A 24,132-nucleotide genomic window follows, 5' to 3' on the forward strand; every position below is an offset into this window, starting at 1 on the left:
CTTTTAAGGATTTAGAATTTAGCACGCAGACCAACATTGTATGTTCTTGGAATAGGAACAGTACCAAAGTCAATACCACGCAGTAAAGTACTCTGACCAGCTGCATTGACTTCCGGATCATAACCATGGTAGTTATCCCAGGAAATCAGGTTACGGCCAGCGAGACTAACTGTCAAATCACTAAACCCTTTAATTTTTCCAAAATTATAGCTGAGCGCTACTTCACGCAGTTTAACGAATGATCCATCATCCACTCTGAACTCCTGGATATTGTAGATACCAGCAATGTAACCTCTAGGCAGTTTACCCAGGTCTTCTGCTTCTGCTATCTTACCGTTATCCACACCCTGGCGGGTTCTGTAATCCGCATTGAATACGTCTACTCCTTGTACGATATCAAATTGTGTATGTAAACTCAGGCGTTTGTACTTGAAATCGTTGGTAATAGTAGAGGTATAAGTTGGGTTTGGATCACCGATCTTTTTATTCAGTACGCTTCCTGTAGGTAAACCATTCGCATCGCGTTGAGGCGTATACGTCAGGGAGGTATTCTGGATACCTTGTTCTGTTAAAGGAATACCAGCTGCATTCTTGATGATGTTACCATTGTTATCTCTTGCATAGAAAGTACCATAGAAGAAACCAATAGGCTCATCATTCGCAATAGCGATAGGAGCGCCACCCACTGTATTAAACAATACCAGACCACCGCCAATATCCACCGCTTTGTTTCTGTTGCGGTTGAAGATAGCAGTCAGATCCCAGCTGAAATTTTTGGTTCTTACTGGCGTAGCATTCAATACTATTTCAAAACCATTGTTCTGCAGCGTTCCGATGTTTGCCTGATAGTTGCTGTAACCATTGGTAGGAGCAATTGCGCGGCTGATCAGCAGATCTTTTACTTTTTTACGGTAGTAGTTCACGCTCAGGCCTATACGATCACCGAGGAAGGAAAGGTCTGTACCCACCTCGATTTCCTGTTGTCTCTCCGGCTTAACATCCGGATTTGTATAAGTAGAGGCAGACTGGAAAGAAGATGCGCCAATAAATGCAGTAGCATTGTAAGTATTAAAGCGGGCGTAGGCAGGAATACCTGTCAGGTTACCAGATTCACCGTAAGCAGCTCTGAGTTTGAAGAGTGTCCACCATTTGGAAATAGCTAAATTCTTCCAGTAATCGGCGCCGGAGATCACATAGCTACCACTCAACTTGCTGTACAACTGGTTACGTTCTGAAGAACCGAATACAGAAGATCCGTCCAAACGCAGTGCGCCGGTCAGGAACAGGTGATCGCGGTATTTAAAGTTCTGCTGAATAAATTCACCGGCAATGCTCAGCTCTGTACGCTGGTCATCTCCAGGAATGAGCGTAGTGGCTTTGCTTGGCACCTGCACAAATGGAGGTAAACCTCTACCTTGCTGTAATTGATAACGCATACGCTGATACTGCACAGAATATCCAACCTGCGTTACAGAGGTCAGGTTTTTATTGATATCCGCAGTATAAGTGGCATTCACATCATGGTTGATCATGAAGGATACGTTATTGGCAGAGCTGGCGTAACCGTTCTGTGAAGGGTCCATATTAACGCCACCACCATAGAAACCAGTACTTACAAAGTAGGCGTAGGCAGGAATAAAGGTGCTACCATTTTGATAGTAGTTATCGATACCCATCTTATAATCGATACTCAGATTTTTGATAGGTCGCAGTGTCAAACCAGCGCCTGCAATTATGCGGCCTACTGTCTGTCCTTGTTGGAAATCATTAATAATAGAAACCGGATTCACACGACCCAGGTTACCTACTTTCATCAGATTACCAAATTGGTCACGCTGCTGGATATCATAATAGTTACCCAAAATGGTGATAGAGTTCAGCGGAGAATAGAAAGTGTTACCATCTGGTTTTTCATTTGATTTACTGTAAACATAGTTCACAGATCCATTGAAGGTCAGCCATTTGGTGATTTCCTGGTCCAGGTTCAGGCGGAAGCTATAGCGACTGAAGTCGGTATTCTTCACTATACCCTGATTATAGAAATAACTGGCAGAAGCGAAGTATTTTGTTTTATCCTTACCGCCAGCTACAGATACGTTATTATCTGTACCCACGCCAGTACGGAAAATGAAATCCTGGTAATCATAACGATTAACAGGGTACGTAGAAATTACGGCTGGAGTGAGGATATTTTGTGTAGAATCCTGTGGATTACCACCGAATTTAATGGGCGCTTCGTTCACATCCAGTTTTTTGCGGAGCTGGTTTATGTTGAAGCTGGTAGAGAAGGAAACCACTGGTTTACCTTCTGCGCCTCTTTTAGTGAAGATCTGCACTACGCCGGCGTTTGCACGGGAACCATAGATGGCGGCAGCAGCAGCGCCGTTCAGCACCTCGATATGGTCAATGTCGTCCGGGTTGATATCAGCGATACGACTTTGTCCCACATTACCTACAAACGTACCTCCATTATAGTTAGGGTCTGTGTTGGTAACACGGGTAGTACTATTATCGATAATCACACCATCCACGATGTACAGCGGTTCAGTAGAACCACTAACAGTACTGATACCACGCAGTTTAACAGACATAGCGCCGGAAGGATCTCCGGAGTTCTGCGTAATCTGCGCACCGGCAGTTTTACCTTGCAATGCTGCGAGTACGTTACCGGTAGATCCCTGGTTCAACGCATCTGCTTTAACAGTGCTGATGTAAGAACCCAGCTGTTTACGGGTAGTACCTGCGGAAGTACCGGTTACCACCACTTCATCCAGCTTGGATACGGATTCTTCCATGGTCATATTCACAGTAGCAGCGCCGCTGGCGCCTACTGTCACCACTTGTTGATGCTGCTGATAACCAATACCTGAAAAGATCAGGGTATAAGTCCCTGCAGGTTGTGTCAGACGAATGGTATATTTTCCATCCACGTCGGTGGATGCACCCTGAGAAGTATTTTTTACAGCAACTGTAATCCCAGGTAAAGAAGTACCCTTGTTGTCAGACACCTTTCCCGAAATGACAATTTGCGCGGATGCCGCCAGGGACATGCAGCAAAGTAGCAGAAAGAGCAACATGGAGCGCGGACACGCTGCTCGCTTGAATCGGAGCAATTTCATAATTGTTGTTTAGACTTGTTGATAAATGGGTGGCCTATTATTACCCCCAGGCAAAGCAGTTGGAAATAAATCGAATAGTGGCGCAATTACAGGATGTCGACTACAATATTTTTACACCCTTCTTGCTGTACGGTATTAATTTCTTTGCCTTTGGCTGTAATTCAGTAATTAAAATGTCTATTGCATCTATATCACATACTTTTAAACGATCTGTAGTATCTACTTTTTCCGAGATCGATAACGCAACAATCTTGCGGGAAGTTGCTATCATGGCCTTTTTCACTTGCACCACTTCCCAATCATTATCTGTGAGGCCCGCTTCTGCGTCAATCGCATTCACACCGAGAAAACATAAATCAGCCCGAATATTCATGATTTTGGTAATCGCCTCTCCGCCTACCGTGATTTTGGAATCTTTTGCCAGCCTGTCGCCAATGACAATTACTTCTATGTTTGGATGATTGGAATATTCAAATGCAGCCGGCAAACTAACTGTTATAAATGTAGCGCGCAGCTCTGGCGGTAATATCCTCGCCAACTCCATAATGGTAGTACCACCGGTTGTTAGCACAAACATGCCATCCTGTATCAGTTGCACGGCTTTCATGGCAATCGTGCGTTTTTCTGCAACTGCATATACATCTCTGGAGGCTATTCCCTGGTGGTATGAATTAGACAAAGCTCCACCATGTACTTTCAGGATTTTACCTTCCCGGGCCAACTCCATCAGATCTCTGCGTATGGTATCCTCCGATACCTGTATCTGCTCACTCAAATGTGAAGACAGTACTTTATTATGCAGATTTACTTGATGAAGTATATATGCCTGGCGTTCTTCTTTTAACATGGATCAGGAATCTCCTGTCAAATTCGGCAAAAAAATGCATCAAACCAAATATAAACCAGCAAAAATTTGCAGGTTCATGCCGGAATCTACTTTTCCAGTAGACTATCCACCCGCTCAAAGCGGTATCCACGCTCTTTTAATGTGGCAATCAATGCCGGTAATTGATGATAAAATTTATCCGTCCGACGAGGGTCCGTTCCAATATGTAGTAATAACACAAAACCATTCAATCCGGTTGGGTGGTTCGACTCATATTCTAAAATTGAGGAAAGAATTTTTGGAGAGCCTATGTAATTTTTCTCTGGAGGATAGGTGTAATCTGCATTAGAACGCGTGCCTGGCGTGAAATTGATCAGTTGCAGCCCCGCTTCGCCGGTCCAGGCGGAAATAGTATCGTTATACCATTCATAGGGCGGCAGGAAATAATGGGCAGCCGACTTACTAATCCCCGCTTGTTGCATCTGCCGGTAAACGGCATCCAGATCGGCACGAAAGGTCTCCTTTGTCACCAGCAGACTATCCCGGTTTTTCCAGTCGCAGTACAGCAAATGCTTATCGGAATGCGGTCCCAGGTAATGGCCGTCTTTTTTCAGCTGCTGGATAACCGCCGGATATTGCCGGTAAAAATTCCCTGTCAGAAAGAAAGAGGCGGGCGTTGCGGTTTTTTGCAGGGTTTTACGAATGGAGGTGGCGCCATCTGCAAAAGTATCGCCGGTAAAGACGATTGCCAGCCGTTTGCGGGTAGTATCGCCGCGGATGATGGCCCCGGCAGATTTTTCCAGGGAGACACGTTGTCCGTCGGCCATAGCCGCCAATAAATAAACCAGCGATGCCGTGCCATCCATGGTAGGCTCATTCGTACTGTAATCGCCTACATCATCATGGTATACTGCCAGATCGCTCTGGAAATCAGCATAGGCATCGGGCTTGGATAAACGAATTCCTATAAGATTCTTATATATCGCGGTATAAACAGGTCCGTCTACTAGAGCGCCATCCACCGGGAAATGACCGATGGCAGAAAAAGCGGCATGCGGATCTTCCGGCGTATCGCCATGCGCCGGCAAACCATAGACCATGCCGGTTCCCCAGGGGTTACAGCCAAATATCCAATCTACGTTGGCCTGTTCCAGTTGGGAAAAGGATGCATCTCCCGTAAGCTGACGATACCAACGACATTGAATGGCAAAGGCAACAGTCAGATTATTACTGCACCAGATAAATGGAATCGCTCTGTAGAAGGCATTTTCCTTTGCTTTGTACCAAACCCGGTCAATCCCCTCTCTGTAATATCCTGTGATCTTATCTCTCAGCACTCCTGTTAAGGATTTAGCTAACTCATAATGCCCGATGTTGATAAATGGATACCATTGATAATGATTAGCAGTATCCTTTCCCAGCCAGGGCGTAATTTCCTCCATAGACGCATACTGTAAAGCAGCGTCCACGTACTTGATGGATTTATCGCCCTCATAAATAGCGGCTGCCGCCAGCTCCATATCATCCGACCAGTTGTCTTCCGCATATATATAAGGTGAAACCACTGAAGCTGTCTGACATACCCCCGGCTGACGCAGGCCCATAGCGTAGGCCGATTGCGAACGCTTCTTCAGCAAAGCCGCATAGGTCGGGTCCCGCTCCTCTATTAGCTGAGCGCCCAATGCAAACGCACTGGCAAACTTTCCGGCAGTAGAAGCCACCCCGGTGGATTTGTTCTTATATTTCCCCAATCCTTGCGGCTGCCCCGTACAGAAGTAAACGGGTCTCTCAAATCCTTTTCCATAAAACGGATCTTCCTTGGGCAAACGCAAACCTTTATGATCGCGGTCGTCCGCAATCTGATTGAACATAATATTATCTGCCGGATGCATTTTCAGGAGCCAATCCAGCCCCCAGCGGGCTTCGTCCAGGATATCCGGCGCACCGTTGGCGCCAGGTAATCCATTGGCCGCATAATGATCAGAAAATACTTGCGGATAATCGCGGTAAGCCGCCAGCAAATGCCAGGTGGCATTCGCAGAAGTGGTAACATATTGCAGATAGTCGGTGGCATCATGCCAGCCTCCCGCTACATCTATATGCGTACTGTCCGGCATCGGACCGTACATCGTATAGCCGTCATGGGTATGACAGGAATCGCGGAGATACGGATTAAACCAGCTTCGCTGCTGACGCATGTAGCGCAGACAGAAATCGGCCGCGCCTGCATAAACGTCGGCATCTATACGAAAATAAGGAGAACGGGCGTTTGCGGCTTTTAACTGATAAACGCCCGGTTTATTGAATTTACTAAAATCGAGCCGGGCCGTATGTTGGAAAGGTCCATATACGCCAAAGTCTTTACCCGCTGCTGCGGAGAATACTACTTTTCCCGAAACGCTATCTACCAGTTGAAATTCTTTGGGGAACGGCATTTCCTTTGCACCAAACACGGCCACTTTCGTTCCGCCAGGCAGATATCCGAGTTGATTGATACGTATCCATTGTTGTTGCGCCGCCGTCTGCAGTACAATCAATAGACATAGCAGTAGACAACCTGTTAGTTTTCTCATAAGCTTCCGTGGATTAGGCGAATAAAGCTATAAAACTTTCTTCACCCTGTCAATGCGGGCTTTATGAACGGCTACCATTTTACATTATAGAGGAATTCCATTTGTTGCTGTGTCACTTTGTTGGGCACCATACGTACCATACAATCGCGAAGGGCTACCGCCAGCGCTCCTTTCCAATTGGTGATCATCGCCAGTTGCCAGGATACGCCCACCACTTTTTGTACACGCGCAATGCGACTTTGTTGATATTGCTGAAAAGCCTCGGCAGTTGATTTCGTTTGTGCGAGACAGTTAGACAGCATCAACGCATCTTCAATAGCCTGACTCGCTCCCTGACCGAGATTCGGCGTGGTAGCATGGGCCGCGTCTCCCAACAGTACTACTTTACCTTTATACCAGGTATCAATGGGTTTAAAATCGTATAGGTCTGCACGTATGAGCATCTCCGGACGCAGTGCTGCCGCCACTTTCGGCATATTGCCATAGAAAGGCGCCAATTGCCGCTGTATAAAGGTTACCGCTTCTTCCTCCGTAAACGGCGTATTGGCAGGCATTCTGGCGGTAAACCAGAAATAAATACGATTGCCATCAATCTGGTTATAAGAAGCACGCAGACCGTTTCCATTACCCCAGACCTCGGCGGCATTCTCTTGCTCTTCTTTAGAAAGCGTCATTGGAATTATCGCACGCCAACAGGTTTGCCCGGAATAACGATATTGGGCCGGTGTGACATACATCTCCCTAACAATCGATTTAATACCATCTGCGCCAATCAGAAAGTCGCCATGAACACTCGTTCCATCCTCAAAGTAAGCAGTAACGCCATCTGCGTGTTGCTGTAAGGAAGTAAACTTTTTCCCCCACTGTATTTCCTCCGCTACCTCTTCTACCAGCAATTGCTGCAAGGTGGCACGATGCAACATCTGAGCGCCTTGCCCATACTGATCGCGGATGTAAGCATTACTGACATGCTGTAATAACTTGCCTTTATAATTGCGCACGAAAATATTTTGCGGGAAGACCGCCAGCTGTCGGATAGCTTTTCCTACGCCGAGCCGCTCGTATACCGTCATGGCATTGCCTCCCAACATAATGCCTGCGCCTACCGCCTTACATTCCGGCGCGGCGTCGAAAATTTCATAGTCAATTCCCTGCTGTTGCAGTGCTATCGCTGTGGTGAGGCCGCCTATACCGGCCCCTATGATAATCGCCTTCATATCATGAGCATTAATCTGCAACAAAGATAAGCACAGAAATTTCAAATTAGGACATTTGGCCTAATTTATTTTTAATTTTAACAAATACTGCTGCAAATGCATAGTTTTGGCATATGAAAGATTTCAAGAAGCATTTCATTGTGCGGGCCACACCGGAGGAAGTGTATGCCGCCCTGACAAACCCGGCCACCATTCAGTTATGGAGTGGGGAAAAAGCGGAGATGTCCACAGAACCGGGCTCAGAGTTTTCTCTCTGGGAAGACAGTATTGTGGGTCGTAACCTGGAATTTGAAGAAGGCAGGAAGATTGTGCAGGAATGGTATTTTGGAGAAGAAGAGGCGACACCGTCTATCGTAACAATTCTCCTGCATCCTGATAAGAAAGGTACAGATGTGGAATTGCGTCATACCAATATTCCGGATGAAGCATTTGAAGATATCACAGAAGGCTGGGTAGATCAGTATTTCGGGGCTATCATAGATTTTTACAAAGACTAAATAATGCGTTATACAGGCAGACGTGTCTGCCTGTATAATTTACCGCGTAATCTGAATATCGAATTGTGCCAGCAAGCCAGGAAGGCCTTCCAGTGAGAATTTCGCTTTTTTGATTTTGTTCCGCTGAGGATCTATAATATAATGAAAGCTGGTACTAAGATCCGCCTTCTCCAGGTTGGTTTGATCAAATGTAGCATCCGCCAGATCGCATTCTTCCAATTTTGCCCCTGATAAATCTGCCGAAGAAAAATCTACTTCCCGCAATTGTGATTTACTAAAAACGGTTTTTTTCAGTTGACGTTCATAAAAAGAGGAATGATTCAGCGTACAACCAGCGAAAGCCACACTCAGTCCAAAAGCATTGCAGCTATTGAATTGCAGCCCCAACATCTTACAACCGCTGAATTTCACTTCCCGAAAAGCAGTATGGGAAATTTTTGCATTACTCAGGTTACAGTCTACAAATTCACAGTCGATAAATATATAGTTAGACAAATTACCGTCGGATAAATCGCAGTTCACGAAGCGACAATTCTCATACTCTCCCGGCTGGAGGCTGGTTTGTTGATCAAATGTTTCCTCAGAAAAGATAGTGTCCATATAGCCATGATTACAGCCAAATATACAGGTCTTCCATTAGGGAATGCTATTTTTATTTATATTTTTGGTCTGTCAACCAACTTTTAACCTGCAGTATATTATAGGTCCGATGGGAATTTTTAAGCGAGAAGAGACTGACCATTTACCAGAGGAAATTCTGCTGGAACGCTCTGCCAGTGGAGATACGCAGGCTTATGAACAACTGTATACCCGTTATCTGCCTAAATTATATCATTACATATCCCGTTTTTCCAACTTCTCTCCGGATGATATTATGGATATCTGTCAGGATCTCTTTCTAAAATTATGGGATAGAAAAGAATTGTTGTTAACTATTCATTCACTGGACGTTTATCTGAAGCGGGCAGGAAAAAACACTTTACTGGACAGGCTAAAGCATGGACAGTTTAAAGAAAATTTACATCTGCAATACAGCGAGCGCAAAGAACAATTCCGGGCCACTACAGAAGAACTGTTGCAGTTTTCCGAATACAGTACGCTGGCACAACAGGCTATCAGTCAGCTATCGGCCAGAAAGCAGGAGATATTCCGACTGCGAATGGAACAAGATCTTTCGCTGGATGAAATAGCGGCACTATTACATATTTCCAAGTCCAGGGTAAAACAGTCTATCTACGAGGCTAAGGACGAAATCAGGGCCTTCCTGAAAAAAAGAGGCGCATTATCTATTCTCCTCTTACTGATTCATTTATAATTTTTTTTCTGGCAGACCAGTTTCTTTTCCTTCGAGGATCGTCTTTCTAATAAAGACATATCTGGCAATGACCAAAGAGGATGTAAAAAACCTAATACCAACGCTGATTAGCGGCCAATGCAGAGCAGAGGAAGAAGCTGCTTTTCAGACATGGCTGCAACAGGCGCCGGAGGAGGAATTGAGTGAAATCATGGAGCTGTATTACGATACCATGGGTAATGGAGATGTTATGTCCTCCATGCCAGCAGATTTCACTTCTACCTTACAGCAGCGGATACGTTCTTCCATTGCACCGCCCCAAAATAACTGGCCTTATGTACGTGTAGCTGCCGCCATTGCACTATTGCTAAGTATAGGCGTCGCCGGATACCTGCTGAAACCAAAGTCGCCCGCGAAACTGCATACCAATGCCATTATTACTCCCGGCACTGACAAAGCCATACTTACGCTCGCAGATGGTACACAGGTGGAATTAGGCCGTCAGCAGGACGACAGTTCCATCCACATAGGATCGCAGGTAATACGACTGGACGACTCCAAGATCAGCTATAATGGCGATGCTACCGCAAAAAACACTTTTAATACACTCACTACGCCAAGAGGAGCGCAATTCCAGATCATCCTCCCTGACGGCAGCCATGTATGGCTGAATGCAGTATCCTCTCTACGCTACCCGGTGGCCTTCAACGAAGACAACAGAACTGTGGAACTGACCGGACAAGCCTATTTTGATATTGTACCTTCTACCACTCCGTTCATTGTAAAAACAGGCGTTACCACTATACAGGTACTCGGTACCGGCTTCGATGTAATGTCTTATCAGGAAGAAGGCCCCGCAAAAACGACCTTGTTGAAAGGTAGTATCGTTGTGGAAACGGCCGGTTCCCGTTGTCAGCTGAAACCAGGAGACCAGGCCACTTACAATGAGAATACCGCCAAACTGGATATTTCCCGACCGCCTGTAGATGAAGTGATTGCATGGAAAGAAGGAGAATTCCGCTTCAACGGCATCAGTATCGTAGCCATTATGCGACAATTATCCAGATGGTATGATGTAGATATCAAATATGAGGGACCGCCGCCTACCACGGCCTTCAGCGGTAATCTGCCAAGAAAAGAAAACGTAAATGAAATATTACATGCATTAGAAGCGACAGAGGCTGCCCACTTCAGTATTGAGGGCAGAACTATCATCGTGCGAAAATAACATCATCAATCATCTGAAATAAAAAACCGGAAGTGCTTCGACCTACTTCCGGCAAAAGTTTCAGGGATTGTCGATTATAAAGTTGCCTAGACTCATTTTATCGTAAATCCTAAAACCAGTTAAAAGTATGAATCTACTTTTAAACGACAAAGCTGTGTCGTTACCTGTACCACTAAAGCTGTTAATGATTATGAAATGGACAGCCGTCTTTATCTGTATTGCGGCCCTACATGTAAGTGCCAAAGGCTATTCACAAAAAGTGACCATCAATTCCTCTTCTATCCGTCTGAATGAAGTTTTCAAAGATATCCGGAAACAGACCGGATTAGCATTTGTGTATGACAAAGCGTTGCTGGACAAAACACATCCGGTAACTATCAATGCCCGGGACAGGGAATTTACGGAGGTACTGGCCGAATGTCTGTATGCACAACACCTCACTTTTGAAGTGACCAGTAATATTATTATCATAAAAAAAGCGCCGCCCGTTGGGAATATTATACTGGATAATATCACCACCACGGTAATAGGACAGGGAGATATTAAGGGACATTTAGCGGGTCCGGAAGGAGAAGCCATCATAGGCGCTACTGTTCGTTTGAAAGGCACAGAAAAAGCCACCATCACTAATGCAACAGGCGATTTCACCCTGAGCGGCGTTAAGGATGGCACTTATCTGCTGGAAGTATCTTCCATTGGCTATGAAAATTTCACCCGGTCTGTAACGGTTAAAAATGAAAATATTCACCTGGACCTGAAGCTGCAAAAAAGTATCTCCGGCCTGAATGATGTGGTGGTCGTAGCTTATAGCAGTCAACGTAAGTCTACTTTCACAGGATCAGTGAGTACGCTGAGTACCAAACAGCTGGAAGGTTCTCCCAGAGCCACCATCCAGGACAACTTGCAGGGAAATGTAAGCGGCGTAGTAGTTTCAATGGGTTCCGGCCAGCCAGGAGCTGCCCCCAACGTACGTATTCGCGGGATAGGTTCCATCAACGCAGGAAGCTCTCCATTGTATGTAGTAGATGGAATTCCGCTGAACAGCGTCGATCTCAATAGTTTCAATGCCAATGATATCGCCAGTATGACGGTATTAAAAGATGCCGCTGCCGCATCCCTGTATGGTTCCAGAGCCGCCAATGGAGTGATCATCATCACTACGAAAAAAGGAGCCGCAGGAAAAACCACTTTCAATGCCAGCGCCCAAACCGGGTTTACGAATGTATCCAATGCAGTAGATGACAGACCGCTGAACACTAGAGAACAACTGGAACTCTTCCGGGAAAGCTGGATCAATGCAGGGAAAGATCCTGCACTGTTCGTTCCTGAATTAGTGAAACAAGGTATTGATACTACTGTAAATACCAACTGGTTCAAGGAACTTACAAGAACCGGCAATTACCAGCAATTTAATCTTTCAGCCAGCGGCGGTACGGAAAAAACAACCTACTTCCTTTCCGGCGGATACTATAATGTAAAATCTCCTTTGCTGGGAAGCGCCTTTAAACGCTATAACTTTACTGCCAGAATCAATGCTAAAGCCACCGAGAAACTTTCCCTCCAGGCAGGTATTATCACTGGCGCCACCCAGTCTAATACGGTGAGTGACGATGGTAGCAATGCCAACCCGGTAAGAGCATACAAGCGCTATGAACCCTGGCTGCGCGTATACCTGCCAGATGGCTCCTATGATCTCAGCTACTCCAACAACTATAATCCGGTAGCCTTTACGCTGGAAAATAAACACCCACATGACCGCTATAACCTGATCGGAAATCTGGGACTGAAATATGAAATCATTCGCAACCTGACCTTCGAAAACCAGAACAGCGTTGATTTTGAATATGCCGAAAACCTGGATTATAATAAGGCCGGCATTGGTACTGCCAGATCTAATGGCGGCAGCGCCGACTATTCAACCGCACGCGCTATCTCGCTCGTAAGTACCAATTTATTGCGCTATATGCACGATTGGGGACGCCATCATCTGGAAGCATTCGGAGGTTATGAAGCCCAACAGGTAAGATCTTCTGATATCGGATTATCCAAAACCAACTTCATTCCCAACTCTTTCACACTGAGCAACGCAGCGGTTCTCGTAGACGGTACCAATACCGCCACCGGCAATACCCTCACAGGACTCTTCTCCAATTTCAGCTATAGCTATCATTCCAAATATTATCTGTCGGCCTCTCTCCGCAGAGATGGCTCTTCCCGTTTCGGAGCAGAAAAAAGATATGGTAACTTCTGGTCTCTCGGCGCATCCTGGAATATCATTTCTGAATCTTTCATGAAAGATATGCCCGCCATCTCTCAGTTGAGATTGCGCGCCAGCTATGGTTCCAATGGTAACCAAAGCATCGCTGATTTTGCCTCCAGAGGACTTTATACCAACACCGCCAGCTATAATAATAATCCCGGCTATTATCTTTCCCAATATGGTAATAATAATCTCACCTGGGAAAAGAACAATCCATTTAACGTTGGGCTGGACTTTGGTTTGCTGAAAGACCGCATTCAGGGTACCGTGGAATATTACAACAGGGTTACGTCCTCATTATTGCTCGACATGCCGGTTTCCGCCACCAATGGTATCAACAATATCACCAGAAACGTAGGATCTGTGCGCAACAGCGGTATCGAATTGGAATTAAATACCCTGAATATTGTTGCTGCTAAAAGAGGAGGATTCTCCTGGAATACCAGGGCTACTTTCTCCACACTTAACAATAAAATCACCAAACTGGTGAACACCATTGTAAGCAGCCCGTATATCAGAGAACAAGGCGGCGATTATTATCAATTCTATATGGTAGGATTTGCCGGCGCCAATCCTGATAATGGAGAAGCATTATTCTATACAGATAATACCAAATCTACCACCACCAACGATTATACGAAAGCTGTCAGATACAAACAAGGCTCCGCATTGGCCAACTTCGTAACCGGTATGACCAATACCTTTGAATACAAAGGCTTCTCCTTCAGCTTCCAATTATACGGTAGCTTCGGCAGCAAGGTATTCGACAACTGGGGTACCAATACCTATACTGATGGTAGCGCCACTTTCGGTCCTACCGCAGGATTACCACGCTATTACTATGATAATCGCTGGACCGCACCCGGCCAAACCGGCAAACTCCCTAAAGTGGTATATAAAGGCGTAGCGCCAAGTACGTCCGACAGGTTCCTCTATGACGGTACGTATATACGTCTCCGTGATATCACCCTGGCATATGACCTGCCTGCCAGCCTGATGCACCGCCTGAGAATGTCTTCCACCAGGATTTATGCAAGAGCGAATAACCTCTACACCTATGTGAAAGATAAGCGTCTGACATTCGATCCGGAAGTAGGTATTGAAGGACAAGCTGATCAAAGCGCTCCTATCTATCGGACTATCATGTTCGGTATTGATTTCAAATTCTAATCATTAATCCAACTAACAATGAAGAAGCAATTACTAATATCATGCTGCATAGCCGCTTTTGGCGCCATCGCTGTTTTGAGCAGCTGTAATAAAGATTTTCTGGATACGCAACCACAACAATCTACAGATATTAACGCCACATTCGTGGATATCAATTCAGGTCGGGCCAGTCTCAATGGGCTCTATTCCCTCACAAAAAGTGTCAGCTATTTCGGGCGCACACTTTATGTAACCGCTGATCTGATGGCCGATAATGCCTATATCAGCTCCAGCAATTCAAAACGTTATCTGCAATTCGATACTTATACTGTGAATTCCAGCAACGGAGATGCCTCTGCCATGTGGAATATCCTTTACAAAGTGGTAGTGAATACGAATCTGCTCATTCAGAATGGTAACAAAGTACAGCTGCCAGCCTCCGATAGCGCAGAAAAAGCACAGATTATTGGAGAAGCTTACGCCATGCGTGCGCTTGCGTATTTTGATCTGATGCGACTCTTTGCACAGCCCTATAATTCCACTGCCACTGCTAACCACCTGGGAGTTCCATTGGTAACGGAAACAACTGCTGATGCAGGCGCTATTATATCGCCCTCCAGAACAGAGGCCGCAAAGGTTTATGCACAGATAGAGGCAGACCTGCAAAAGGCTATTACCATGATACCAGTTGCGCCCGTAGGATACACCCTCAGCGGCAATAAAGGACGCATTTCCAATTACGGTGCGAAAGCCATCCTGGCAAGGCTGTACCTATACCTCCAAAAATGGCCGGAAGCAGAAACGCTTACCACTGAAATCATCTCTTCCAATAAATACGCATTACTTACCAAGGATAAACTCCCTACCGATTTCCAGTTGGAAAACAATGGAGAAACGATCTTTGAAATATTGTACCTCACCACAGATAATTTAGGTACAGACGCCATGGTAAACTTCTGCCTGCAAGGCGGTAGCTACGGCGACATGCTGGCCAGTGACGATCTCTATAATCAATATGATGCCACTGATGCAAGGAGAACATTCCTTGTAAAAGGGAAACGTAGTGGAGCGGAAAATCCGGCTATCCTGATCAATAAATACGTGAATAAAACCACTTATCTGGAAGGGATGAAAGTAGTAAGACTGGCAGAGATATATCTTACCCGTGCGGAAGCGCGCGCCATGCAAGGAAAAGATGGTCCTGCTGCTACAGACCTGGATGTAATCCGCACCCGCGCGTTGGGTACGGTTGCTCCTACAACAGCCACCGGCGCAGCATTGCTCACCCTCATCAAAAATGAACGCAGAAAGGAACTATGCTTTGAAGGACACCGTCTGTTTGACCTGACCAGATGGAAACAAGCCTTTACCAAATATAAAACCGGAGGCACTTCCATTAGCATAGCTTATCCCAATACGAAAACCATCATGCCGATTCCTTTATCAGAGATCAATGCCAATCCAAATATTGCGTCTCAACAAAATACCGACTACTGATGAGAAAATTTATACTGACAGCTATTTGTCTCACTACAGCTATCATGGCCCATGCGCAGCAATGGGCTACGAAAAAGGAGATAGGCAATGTCAAAAACTTATTCCAGGTCAGCGATAGTATTTTCAGATCAGCACAACCGGATAGCAGTGGTTTTATTGCTTTGCATCATTTCGGGATAGCCAGCGTATTAAACCTTCGCACGCACCACAGTGATAGCATGGCCAGCGGTAATACAAATTTCCGCTTGTATCATGTAGAAATGGAAGCGAAAAAATTTACGGATCAGGAAATCATTGCCGCACTGAAAGCGCTGCAACAAGCGCCTAAACCTATACTGATACATTGCCAGCATGGAAGCGACAGAACCGGCGTAGTAACGGCTATGTACAGAATTGTGGTACAGCATTGGAAAAAAGAAGATGCGATTGCAGAACTGGAACAGGGCAATTTTGGTTTTCATAAACAATATGTAAATATTCCGGAGTATATCAGAACAGTTGATATTGAAAAAATCCGACTTGCCATTAAATAGCCATATAAAAGCGGCCAACTCCATAAAGAGTTGGCCGCTTGGTTTTTAAAATACCTTAATAATTATCGCAACTTCACAAGCCCAGCTCCTGTTGCATCCAGTTCTCTAAAAAACGATTGACATCATCAGGTTTCTCCTGTACCATCCAGTGGCCACTATACACAGTTTCTTCCCGAAGATTTGTGCAGAAAGTCCGCATAGGATCTGCTAATTTCGAATGTAATGTATCACAGATCCAATCATATGCAGCATGAAGAAAAAGGACTGGCAATGAAAGAACGCCTCCGTTTACCGACTGTTGAGCATATTTGATATTGCGTTCGGCATTCATATACCAGGCATTGGGACCAAAGAAACCATTTTTTGAAAACGCGTTAATGTATTCCTGTAAATCCTCCGTAGTAAGGACTGCCGGATCAGCAGGAACATCTGGTGCAATTCCAGCGCCGCCGAACCAGCCTCCCAATTGCTGCAATGTGGCAGTTGGTCCGGGTTTACCTTCCCCCGCAGGATTTCCCGAACGCATGAAGGCGCGGAACGTTCTGGAAATATCCGCTTCAAATGCTTTTTGCCCTTCCTCAAAATGGGATGTATAATATAATTGATAATCCCATTGCCCGGCAGGAAAGGAATCCAGGGGGTAAATATCTCTGTTAACAAGTGGGATCAGGTTTTCCGGTGCAAAACCATTTGGGTAATAGGGTACACAAAGGTTGGCAATTGCGCGGCAAACTTCCGGATGGTGGCTTGCGATACTCCAGACAACAGGAGCGCCCCAGTCGTGCCCTATCCAGATCGCATTGGGTCGGTTCAGACACTGCAACAGTTGCAGCATGTCTTTCACTATTTCCTCCATACAGTAATCTTCATAACGATTATATACAGAAGAATTCCCATACCCTCTCATATCAGGCGCTACAACATAATACCCTTTATTTGAAAAATAGTCCATCTGTTTATGCCACATGAAAGAGAGTTCAGGCCAGCCATGGATAAATATTATTAAAGTCCCATCCTGTGGGCCGGCAGTCCTGTAAGAAGTCGTATTTCTACTTGTTCGGCAGATAGACTGTTGTTCCATAAAGAAGTAATTGAAATGTATAGTGGAGAGGATTGATCCTGTATTAAATATACTAAAAAGGCGCCGTATAACCAGTTGGGGTATATGAAGAGAGATGTATGGGGGAGACGAGCGTCGGCTATAGAGGAAAGCTTTTAAAAAGGCCGTCTCTAATTTATAGAGACGGCCTGCACTAGTAATAATTATATTTCTTCCTGATAAGGGAAGCTACTATCCATCCACTGGAAATTGATTTCTGCCTCGAGGATATCGCGTAGTTCAGCACTGGTCAATGTTCCTTTAGCAAAAGTAGATTGTATTATTTCCTGCTGGCGCGCCGTCAGATAAGGTGCATGTGATTGCAACCATTTGCGGCAGTTATCCGCCATATCGCCGCTGGCGAGCAACCCTGGATAGTTGGTATCCATATCAGTCACTGTTTCCAGCATTTGCAGGAAAATGAAGTCCTGCAAGTTTTTAGCGAGGATACATGCTTCATTGGAATCATGCCAAACCAATACTACTGGTACATCTTCTCCATCCTGGAGATTATAATACAAGGCAAACCAGTCGCCTGCACCGGAAGTTGCAATAGGTACAAATTTATGTATCGGATCAGCGAAGAGCATTCCTTCTTCCATATAATCTGCTACCATGCTGGTATTGAGCAATTCCAGGTCGTTGGCGTACAATAATAAAGGCGGGTGCTCCTTTAGCGTGGGAAATATCTTTTGATACCATTCCGGGCCAAAGGCTCCCCAGTTCAACATACCGTCTGCATATAACTGTTTATAGAGTGCAGGGTATCTAAAGTTGTGCAACTGTTCAATTTCTTCGGGACGCATAATAAGTCTTGATAATACCGGTTTTTCAGACGGCGTCAAGTTACTCACTTTGCAGAAAAAACGCCAAATTATTTGGAAGCAAGCGCCGCACGGCGATACTCATTCATTTTCTCTGTAGGGTTTAGCATATAGGTCAGCATGCTGTTATCCTTCTTCACTTCTACGATACGGAAGCCACGATATTTAGTCCCCCAGCTACCGCCAATGTGACTATCAAAGAGAAAAGGAATCGTATCATCGAGGAGTTTCACATTGTCCTGATCGTGATCATGCCCATTGAAGATGGCTTTCACATTAGGATATTGACGGATGAGTTTGGCAAAATCGGGAGAATCTGCCGAAAACTGGGTCCATTTTACAGGCGTAATATGTAGGAAGATGAAAATATTCTTAGCGCGGCGATACTTGGCCAGCTTCTCAGTAAACCAGGCTATATCTGGCGGGAGGAAGTTCCCTTCAATATCGGAGGTATCGCCGAAGAGGAGTACCTGGTTATTGATTACCTGATCATGTTGCAGTGGGAGCCCCCATGCATTTTCCCAGGCGCCTGCGGTTACCCGGTCGTGATTCCCACGGGTGGCAAATACCTTTGGATGAATGGTTTTGAAGAGTGTGGAGGCTGGTTGCAGCAGTTCCGGGTTATTGTGGATAACATCTCCGTTGAGGATGAAACAGTCGCAGGGAGCAGTTTTGCTGGCATTGTCAAATGCCAGTTTCAGATCCTGGAAGTATTGTTCATAGGGCGTATTGGGTTCGCCATAGTGCCAATCAGAGCCAATGGCAAAGCGGAAAATGGTTTCGCTATCGAAGTGGGAGCGGTTGGCTGCCTGGGCAAATTTTCCGCAGGCAGAAATTATTACCGCTGCTGAAATGCCTTGGAGGAAATCTCTTCTGTTCATCATAACATAAAATTATATCTATTGAAATGGGATAAAAAAGGTCGGGATCAGGGTTAACATAAATATAAAATAAGATTTACGGGATTACTCCCGAGGGTCAAAAATCTCTCTAAAAACACTTGATAAGTTTACCAGAAAAAAGTTTCAGGAATTTTAAACTCCACATAGAATTTTTTTTAATATAACGTATTACTCTGTACGATTGATATTAAACTTTCAATTTATTCAGAAAGAATTGTAATTAGTTTGTTAATTTGATGCCAATCGGACAGATAATTCACCCTGCTTAATAGTTTGTATTGTAACTTTGCACCTCGAATTAAATAGGGGTTATGTTTAGAAGCAAGAGTACGTCTGAAACAGGTCCGGATGTGGTTTTAATTGGCGCTGGGATTATGAGTGCCACCCTTGGGATTCTCCTGAAGGAATTACAACCGGAAATTACCATTGCCATTTATGAAAGACTCGATGTAGCTGCTGCTGAAAGTTCCGACGCATGGAACAACGCAGGTACGGGTCACTCTGCATTCTGCGAGTTGAATTACACGCCGCAGAAAGAGGATGGGTCTGTGGAAATCAAGAAAGCTGTGAACATTGCTGAGCAGTTTGAAGTTTCCCGCCAATTCTGGGCTTATTTGGTAGAAAATAACATCATTTCCAATCCCCAGTCATTTATACAAAGTATTCCTCATATGAGCTTTGTTTGGGGTGAAGAGAATGTTGATTACCTGCGAAAGCGTTACAAAGCTCTCCAACAATGCCACCTTTTCCACAACATGGAATATTCTGAAGATCACGGTCAGCTAGCGGAATGGATGCCGTTGGTAATGGAAAACCGCGATCCTAAACAGAAAGTGGCAGCCACTCACATGGAAATGGGTACAGATGTGAACTTCGGGGCTTTAACCCGCGAGCTGTTCAAACATCTGCAACAGATGGATGGTGTGTCTTTACACTTCAACCATGATGTACGCGATCTGAGAAAATCAGATGACGGCGGCTGGACTGTGAAAGTGAAAAACCGTGAAACCCGCGAAAAGAACGTACTCCATGCTCAATTCGTATTCATTGGCGCTGGTGGCGGTTCCCTCCCGCTGCTGGAAAAATCAGGAATTCCGGAAGGTAAAGGCTTCGGCGGTTTCCCTGTAAGCGGCCAATGGCTTCGTTGCAATAACCCGGAAATCATTGCCAAACACCAGGCTAAAGTATATGGTAAAGCCTCCGTGGGCGCTCCGCCTATGTCTGTGCCACACCTGGATACCCGCATGATCGATGGTCAGAAAGCCCTGCTCTTCGGACCTTACGCAGGTTTCTCTACCAAATTCCTGAAAAATGGCTCCATCTTCGATCTACCCATGTCTATCAAAGCCAATAACATTCACCCAATGGTGTCTGCCGGCCTCGATAACATCCCACTGACCAAATACCTGATCGCTCAGGTACGTCAGAAACCAGAAGATCGACTGGACGCCCTCCGCGAATATTTCCCTGATGCAACCATGAAAGACTGGGAACTCGAAATCGCAGGCCAACGCGTACAAGTAATCAAAAAAGATCCTGTACATGGCGGTATCCTCGAATTCGGTACCGAAGTTGTCAGCGCTGCCGATGGTTCCATCGCTGCACTGCTGGGTGCTTCTCCTGGCGCTTCCACCGCTGTATCTATCATGCTCAATCTTCTGAAACGCTGCTTCCGCGAAGAAGTAGAAACAGAAGCCTGGCAGCAAAAACTGAAACAAATGATCCCTTCCTATGGCCAGTCTCTCCTCAACAATCCGGACATGACTGCAAAACTCCGCCGCTGGACCACCAACGTGCTGGAGCTGAAACAAATGGAAACTGCTTAATAAGGGCCTGTCATAATATTTATCTCCTGAAACCGCTCAGCTCACCACTGCAGCGGTTTTATTTTTTTAGCGAAAAAAATACCTGCAAAAGCCAAAATCAAATCAGGCGTTTCCATTTTTTTTATAGATTTTAGTAGAACAATTGTAAAGCGTACCAACAACACTAATTCTGTATTGAAAATCAATGAAAAAGCGCATTCGCGCTTATTTTTTGAAAAGGTAATGCAAACGATTGCATAAAAACTTTAAAACAGATTCCATGATGAAAAAACTGACCTGCTGCCTCACGGCATTGCTGGCCATCTCACAATGTCTGCCTGCACAAACAAAGACTAAAACAGCTGCAGCCATCACTGCAGACGCTTCCCGCGAACAACGAATGAAATGGTGGAGAGAAGCCAGATTCGGGATGTTCATCCACTGGGGCGATTACGCAGTTCCTGCCGGTTGGTACAAAGGCCAGCAAGTTCAACGCGGCGGCGAATGGATCATGAACCGCGCTAAAATTCCAGTAGCGGAATACCAACAATTTGCCAAACAATTCAATCCTGTTAAATATGATGCGGATGCATGGGTGAAAATGGCGAAAGACGCGGGCATGAAATATATAGTGATCACCGCTAAGCACCACGACGGCTTCGCCATGTTCAAATCCAATGCCAGCAAATTCAATATCGTAGATGCGACACCGTATGGTAAAGATGTTCTGAAACCACTCGCCGCCGCCTGTAAAAAATACGGTATCAAATTAGGCTTCTACTACTCTCAGGCACAAGACTGGAACAACCCAGGCGGCGCAGCCGCACGCAAAGTAGCCTCCGAAGGATGGCCTAACCCAGACAGCGCCAAAATCGACGCTTACACCGCTGAACACAGCGGCCACTGGGACCCCGCTCAAACCACTGCTACCATGTCTGAATACATCGACAACGTTGCTGTGCCACAAGTGAAAGAACTGCTCACCAATTATGGAGACGTTGCCGTTCTCTGGTGGGATACGCCTACTAATATGACAGATGAATACGCACAGAAATTACAGGACGTACTCAAACTGCAACCTAATATTATTACCAACGATCGGCTGAAACGCCCGAATTTCGCGGGAGATTACAAAACGCCTGAACAGAAAATTCCTACCAAAGAAGAACTGGATGGCCGCGATTGGGAAACATGCATGACCATGAACGGTACATGGGGCTACAAAAGCTGGGATAATAAATGGAAATCACCTGAAACAATGGTGAGAAACCTCATCGATATCGCTTCTAAAAATGGTAACTACCTGCTGAACGTAGGTCCTACCGGCGATGGCTCTTTCCCACAACAAAGCATCGACGACCTCGCTGCTATCGGCAAATGGATGAAAGTGAACGGAGAAGCTATCTACGGCACTTCCGGCAGTAGTCTGCCTACCCTCTCATGGGGCCGCTGCACTCAGAAAACAGAAGGTAAGAAAACTACTTACTACCTCCATGTTTTCAACTGGCCTACAGATGGTAAACTGGTCGTTCCTGGTCTGAAAAACAAAGTAAGCAAAGCCTCTATGCTCACTGGCAACGCTAAACTGAACACGACTGCTGATGCAGATGGTATAGTGGTAACTGTTCCGGCACAAGCGCCAGACCAAATCGCTTCTGTTATCAAAATAGAAACAACAACGCTTTAATCAACCATAAGAATGGGTAACCTGTAAACGGTTACCCATTTTTTCATCCATCAACAACTGGTCAAATGAAACAGCCATCTTTATTGTGCGCTGTTTTGCTGTTCCTGTTTGCTGTGAATCATGCATTGGCACAAAATGCCATTTTTGAAATAGAGAAGTTTGGAGCTAACGGTGACGGCAAAACGCTGAATACAACTGTCATTCAATCTGCAATCGACAGCTGCTCCTCTTCCGGCGGCGGCACCGTACATTTCCCTGCCGGTACCTGGCTCACAGGCACCCTCCTCCTGAAAAATAATGTTACGCTTAACCTCGACAAAGACGCTACCCTCCTCGGCAGCACCGATATCAACGATTATCAGGTGGTAGACGGTTTCAAAGATGGACTTGGCCAGCAAATGGGCTATGCGCTCATCGGCGCCGTCAATGTAAATAATACCGGCATCACCGGAAAAGGCACTATCAACGGCCAGGGCAAACTAGTATACGCCTCAGGCGGTCATAGCAGAAGACCTTTCCTCATCCGGTTTGTACGCAGTAATAATATTATTGTGAAAGAAGTTCATCTCACCGGCCCCACCGCCTGGACCATGCACTTTTTCCATTGTAAAAATATCCTCACAGAAAAAATCAGTATCTACAGCCGCGGACTCGGCAACAATGACGGCATCGATATCGACTGCTGCGAAAACGTGAACATCCGCGATTGCGATATCAACAGTGGCGACGACGCCATCTGCTTTAAAACCACCAGTCCATTCCCATGCAGGAATGTAACGGTATCGAATATACGCATCAACACCGGCGAAGGCGCGATAAAATTCGGTACCGAATCTGCCGGCAACTTTGAAGATATCTCCGTTAACAATATAAAAGTCAATTTCGCCAGAGAAGGAGGCATTAAAATCTTCTCTGTAGATGGCTCCCATATCAAGAATATCAGCATCTCCAACGTAGAAATGGATACGGTGAATATGCCTATCATTATGCGGCTCGGCGCCCGACTCAAAACCTTCCGGGAAGGGGATCAAAAACAAGAGCCCGGCACTATCAATAACATCCATATCCGTAACGTAAGTGTGAAAAGAGGGACCTGGACAGGCATGCTGATCAGTGGCATTCAGGATCATTATATCGATGGCGTTTACATGGAGAATATCCGAATCAATATTCCCGGAGAAGGCGCCGCTGAAGACGCGAAAATCGTACTGGAAGAAAGACCGGCCGACTATCCGGAAATCAAGATGTTCGGCAAGAAAATTCCCGCATACGGTCTCTATATCCGGCATGCCAAGAATATCAGATGCAATAACGTAGTATTTACTTCAGATAAAACAGACGAAAGACCGGCCATCATAGGTTACGACTTGGAAAATATTACTTACAGCAAATGGAAACTCCCCTCCACAGGAGGAAATGAACCCGTTGCAAAAATTGCTGACTCAAAAAACATTCAGTTCAAAAACATTACTCCACCCGCAAGCACTTCCACCTTCCTTCAGGTGAGTGGCAACAAGAGCGAAGGTATTGTTGTACCCGGTAAGCTGCCAGTGGTAGTAGATAACGACGTTCCCACGAACGCTGTAAAGAAACAATAACAGAACATACCAACAATCCTGAAA

The 24,132-nt window shown here is 45.5% G+C and carries 17 protein-coding genes; 9 read left to right on the forward strand and 8 right to left on the reverse strand.

What is annotated here, in order from left to right:
- Nucleotides 1-11: 11 nt before the first annotated feature.
- From CLV59_RS25345 to CLV59_RS25360, 4 genes are all read right to left on the reverse strand, one after another.
- Nucleotides 12-3,119, reverse strand: coding sequence for a SusC/RagA family TonB-linked outer membrane protein (locus CLV59_RS25345; RefSeq protein ID WP_111594907.1), 3,108 nt, complete (start codon nucleotides 3,117-3,119; stop codon nucleotides 12-14).
- Nucleotides 3,120-3,219: 100 nt separating this feature from the next.
- Nucleotides 3,220-3,966, reverse strand: a complete 747-nt coding sequence (locus CLV59_RS25350) for a DeoR/GlpR family DNA-binding transcription regulator (protein WP_111594908.1) — start codon at nucleotides 3,964-3,966, stop codon at nucleotides 3,220-3,222.
- Between the two features lie 86 nt (nucleotides 3,967-4,052).
- On the reverse strand, nucleotides 4,053-6,518 hold the full coding sequence (locus tag CLV59_RS25355) for a glycoside hydrolase family 9 protein (protein WP_111594909.1): 2,466 nt from the start codon (nucleotides 6,516-6,518) through the stop codon (nucleotides 4,053-4,055).
- 71 nt (nucleotides 6,519-6,589) lie between these two features.
- On the reverse strand, nucleotides 6,590-7,735 hold the full coding sequence (locus tag CLV59_RS25360) for an FAD-dependent monooxygenase (RefSeq protein ID WP_146616316.1): 1,146 nt from the start codon (nucleotides 7,733-7,735) through the stop codon (nucleotides 6,590-6,592).
- Between the two features lie 113 nt (nucleotides 7,736-7,848).
- Between CLV59_RS25360 and CLV59_RS25365 the strand changes: the two genes are divergently transcribed.
- A complete protein-coding gene (locus CLV59_RS25365; protein WP_111594911.1) occupies nucleotides 7,849-8,232 on the forward strand; it encodes an SRPBCC domain-containing protein in 384 nt (127 codons plus the stop codon).
- A gap of 39 nt (nucleotides 8,233-8,271) precedes the next feature.
- Here the strand turns inward: CLV59_RS25365 and CLV59_RS25370 are convergent, their stop codons facing one another.
- The gene (locus CLV59_RS25370; RefSeq protein WP_111594912.1) at nucleotides 8,272-8,832 is read right to left on the reverse strand and encodes a pentapeptide repeat-containing protein; all 561 of its coding nucleotides are present in this window, start codon (nucleotides 8,830-8,832) and stop codon (nucleotides 8,272-8,274) included.
- Nucleotides 8,833-8,941: 109 nt separating this feature from the next.
- Here CLV59_RS25370 and CLV59_RS25375 point away from each other — a divergent pair, with 109 nt between their 5' ends.
- From CLV59_RS25375 to CLV59_RS25395, 5 genes are all read left to right on the forward strand, one after another.
- On the forward strand, nucleotides 8,942-9,547 hold the full coding sequence (locus CLV59_RS25375) for an RNA polymerase sigma factor (RefSeq protein ID WP_170137925.1): 606 nt from the start codon (nucleotides 8,942-8,944) through the stop codon (nucleotides 9,545-9,547).
- Nucleotides 9,548-9,614: 67 nt separating this feature from the next.
- Nucleotides 9,615-10,754: a FecR family protein gene (locus tag CLV59_RS25380; protein WP_111594914.1), complete on the forward strand. Its 1,140-nt coding sequence runs from the start codon at nucleotides 9,615-9,617 to the stop codon at nucleotides 10,752-10,754.
- A 127-nt stretch (nucleotides 10,755-10,881) separates the two neighbouring features.
- Nucleotides 10,882-14,184 (forward strand): TonB-dependent receptor, encoded by a 3,303-nt coding sequence (locus tag CLV59_RS25385; RefSeq protein WP_111594915.1) that lies wholly within the window; start codon nucleotides 10,882-10,884, stop codon nucleotides 14,182-14,184.
- Between the two features lie 18 nt (nucleotides 14,185-14,202).
- Entirely contained in the window at nucleotides 14,203-15,660 is a 1,458-nt protein-coding gene (locus tag CLV59_RS25390) for a RagB/SusD family nutrient uptake outer membrane protein (protein WP_111594916.1), read from the forward strand.
- Nucleotides 15,660-16,193, forward strand: coding sequence for a dual specificity protein phosphatase family protein (locus CLV59_RS25395; protein ID WP_111594917.1), 534 nt, complete (start codon nucleotides 15,660-15,662; stop codon nucleotides 16,191-16,193). The genes CLV59_RS25390 and CLV59_RS25395 overlap by 1 nt, the downstream gene beginning before the upstream one ends.
- 73 nt (nucleotides 16,194-16,266) lie before the next feature.
- On the opposite strand, the gene CLV59_RS25400 is transcribed toward CLV59_RS25395, so the two are convergent.
- The 3 genes from CLV59_RS25400 to CLV59_RS25410 form a co-directional block, all read right to left on the reverse strand.
- On the reverse strand, nucleotides 16,267-17,274 hold the full coding sequence (locus CLV59_RS25400) for an alpha/beta hydrolase (RefSeq protein WP_111594918.1): 1,008 nt from the start codon (nucleotides 17,272-17,274) through the stop codon (nucleotides 16,267-16,269).
- Nucleotides 17,275-17,456: 182 nt separating this feature from the next.
- Entirely contained in the window at nucleotides 17,457-18,098 is a 642-nt protein-coding gene (locus CLV59_RS25405) for an SMI1/KNR4 family protein (RefSeq protein WP_111594919.1), read from the reverse strand.
- Nucleotides 18,099-18,166: 68 nt separating this feature from the next.
- Nucleotides 18,167-19,000, reverse strand: coding sequence for a metallophosphoesterase family protein (locus CLV59_RS25410; protein WP_111594920.1), 834 nt, complete (start codon nucleotides 18,998-19,000; stop codon nucleotides 18,167-18,169).
- 329 nt (nucleotides 19,001-19,329) lie between these two features.
- Between CLV59_RS25410 and CLV59_RS25415 the strand changes: the two genes are divergently transcribed.
- The 3 genes from CLV59_RS25415 to CLV59_RS25425 all read left to right on the forward strand — a co-directional run bounded on the left by CLV59_RS25415 (nucleotide 19,330) and on the right by CLV59_RS25425 (nucleotide 24,108).
- Nucleotides 19,330-20,844, forward strand: a complete 1,515-nt coding sequence (locus CLV59_RS25415) for a malate:quinone oxidoreductase (protein ID WP_111594921.1) — start codon at nucleotides 19,330-19,332, stop codon at nucleotides 20,842-20,844.
- A gap of 259 nt (nucleotides 20,845-21,103) precedes the next feature.
- On the forward strand, nucleotides 21,104-22,510 hold the full coding sequence (locus CLV59_RS25420) for an alpha-L-fucosidase (RefSeq protein ID WP_245950953.1): 1,407 nt from the start codon (nucleotides 21,104-21,106) through the stop codon (nucleotides 22,508-22,510).
- A gap of 65 nt (nucleotides 22,511-22,575) precedes the next feature.
- Nucleotides 22,576-24,108 carry a glycoside hydrolase family 28 protein gene (locus CLV59_RS25425; RefSeq protein WP_111594922.1) on the forward strand — a complete coding sequence of 511 codons (1,533 nt, stop codon included), beginning with the start codon at nucleotides 22,576-22,578 and terminating at the stop codon, nucleotides 24,106-24,108.
- Nucleotides 24,109-24,132 lie beyond the last annotated feature (24 nt).

This window comes from Chitinophaga dinghuensis, from assembly GCF_003259435.1.
GTDB classification, from domain to species: Bacteria; Bacteroidota; Bacteroidia; order Chitinophagales; family Chitinophagaceae; genus Chitinophaga; species Chitinophaga dinghuensis.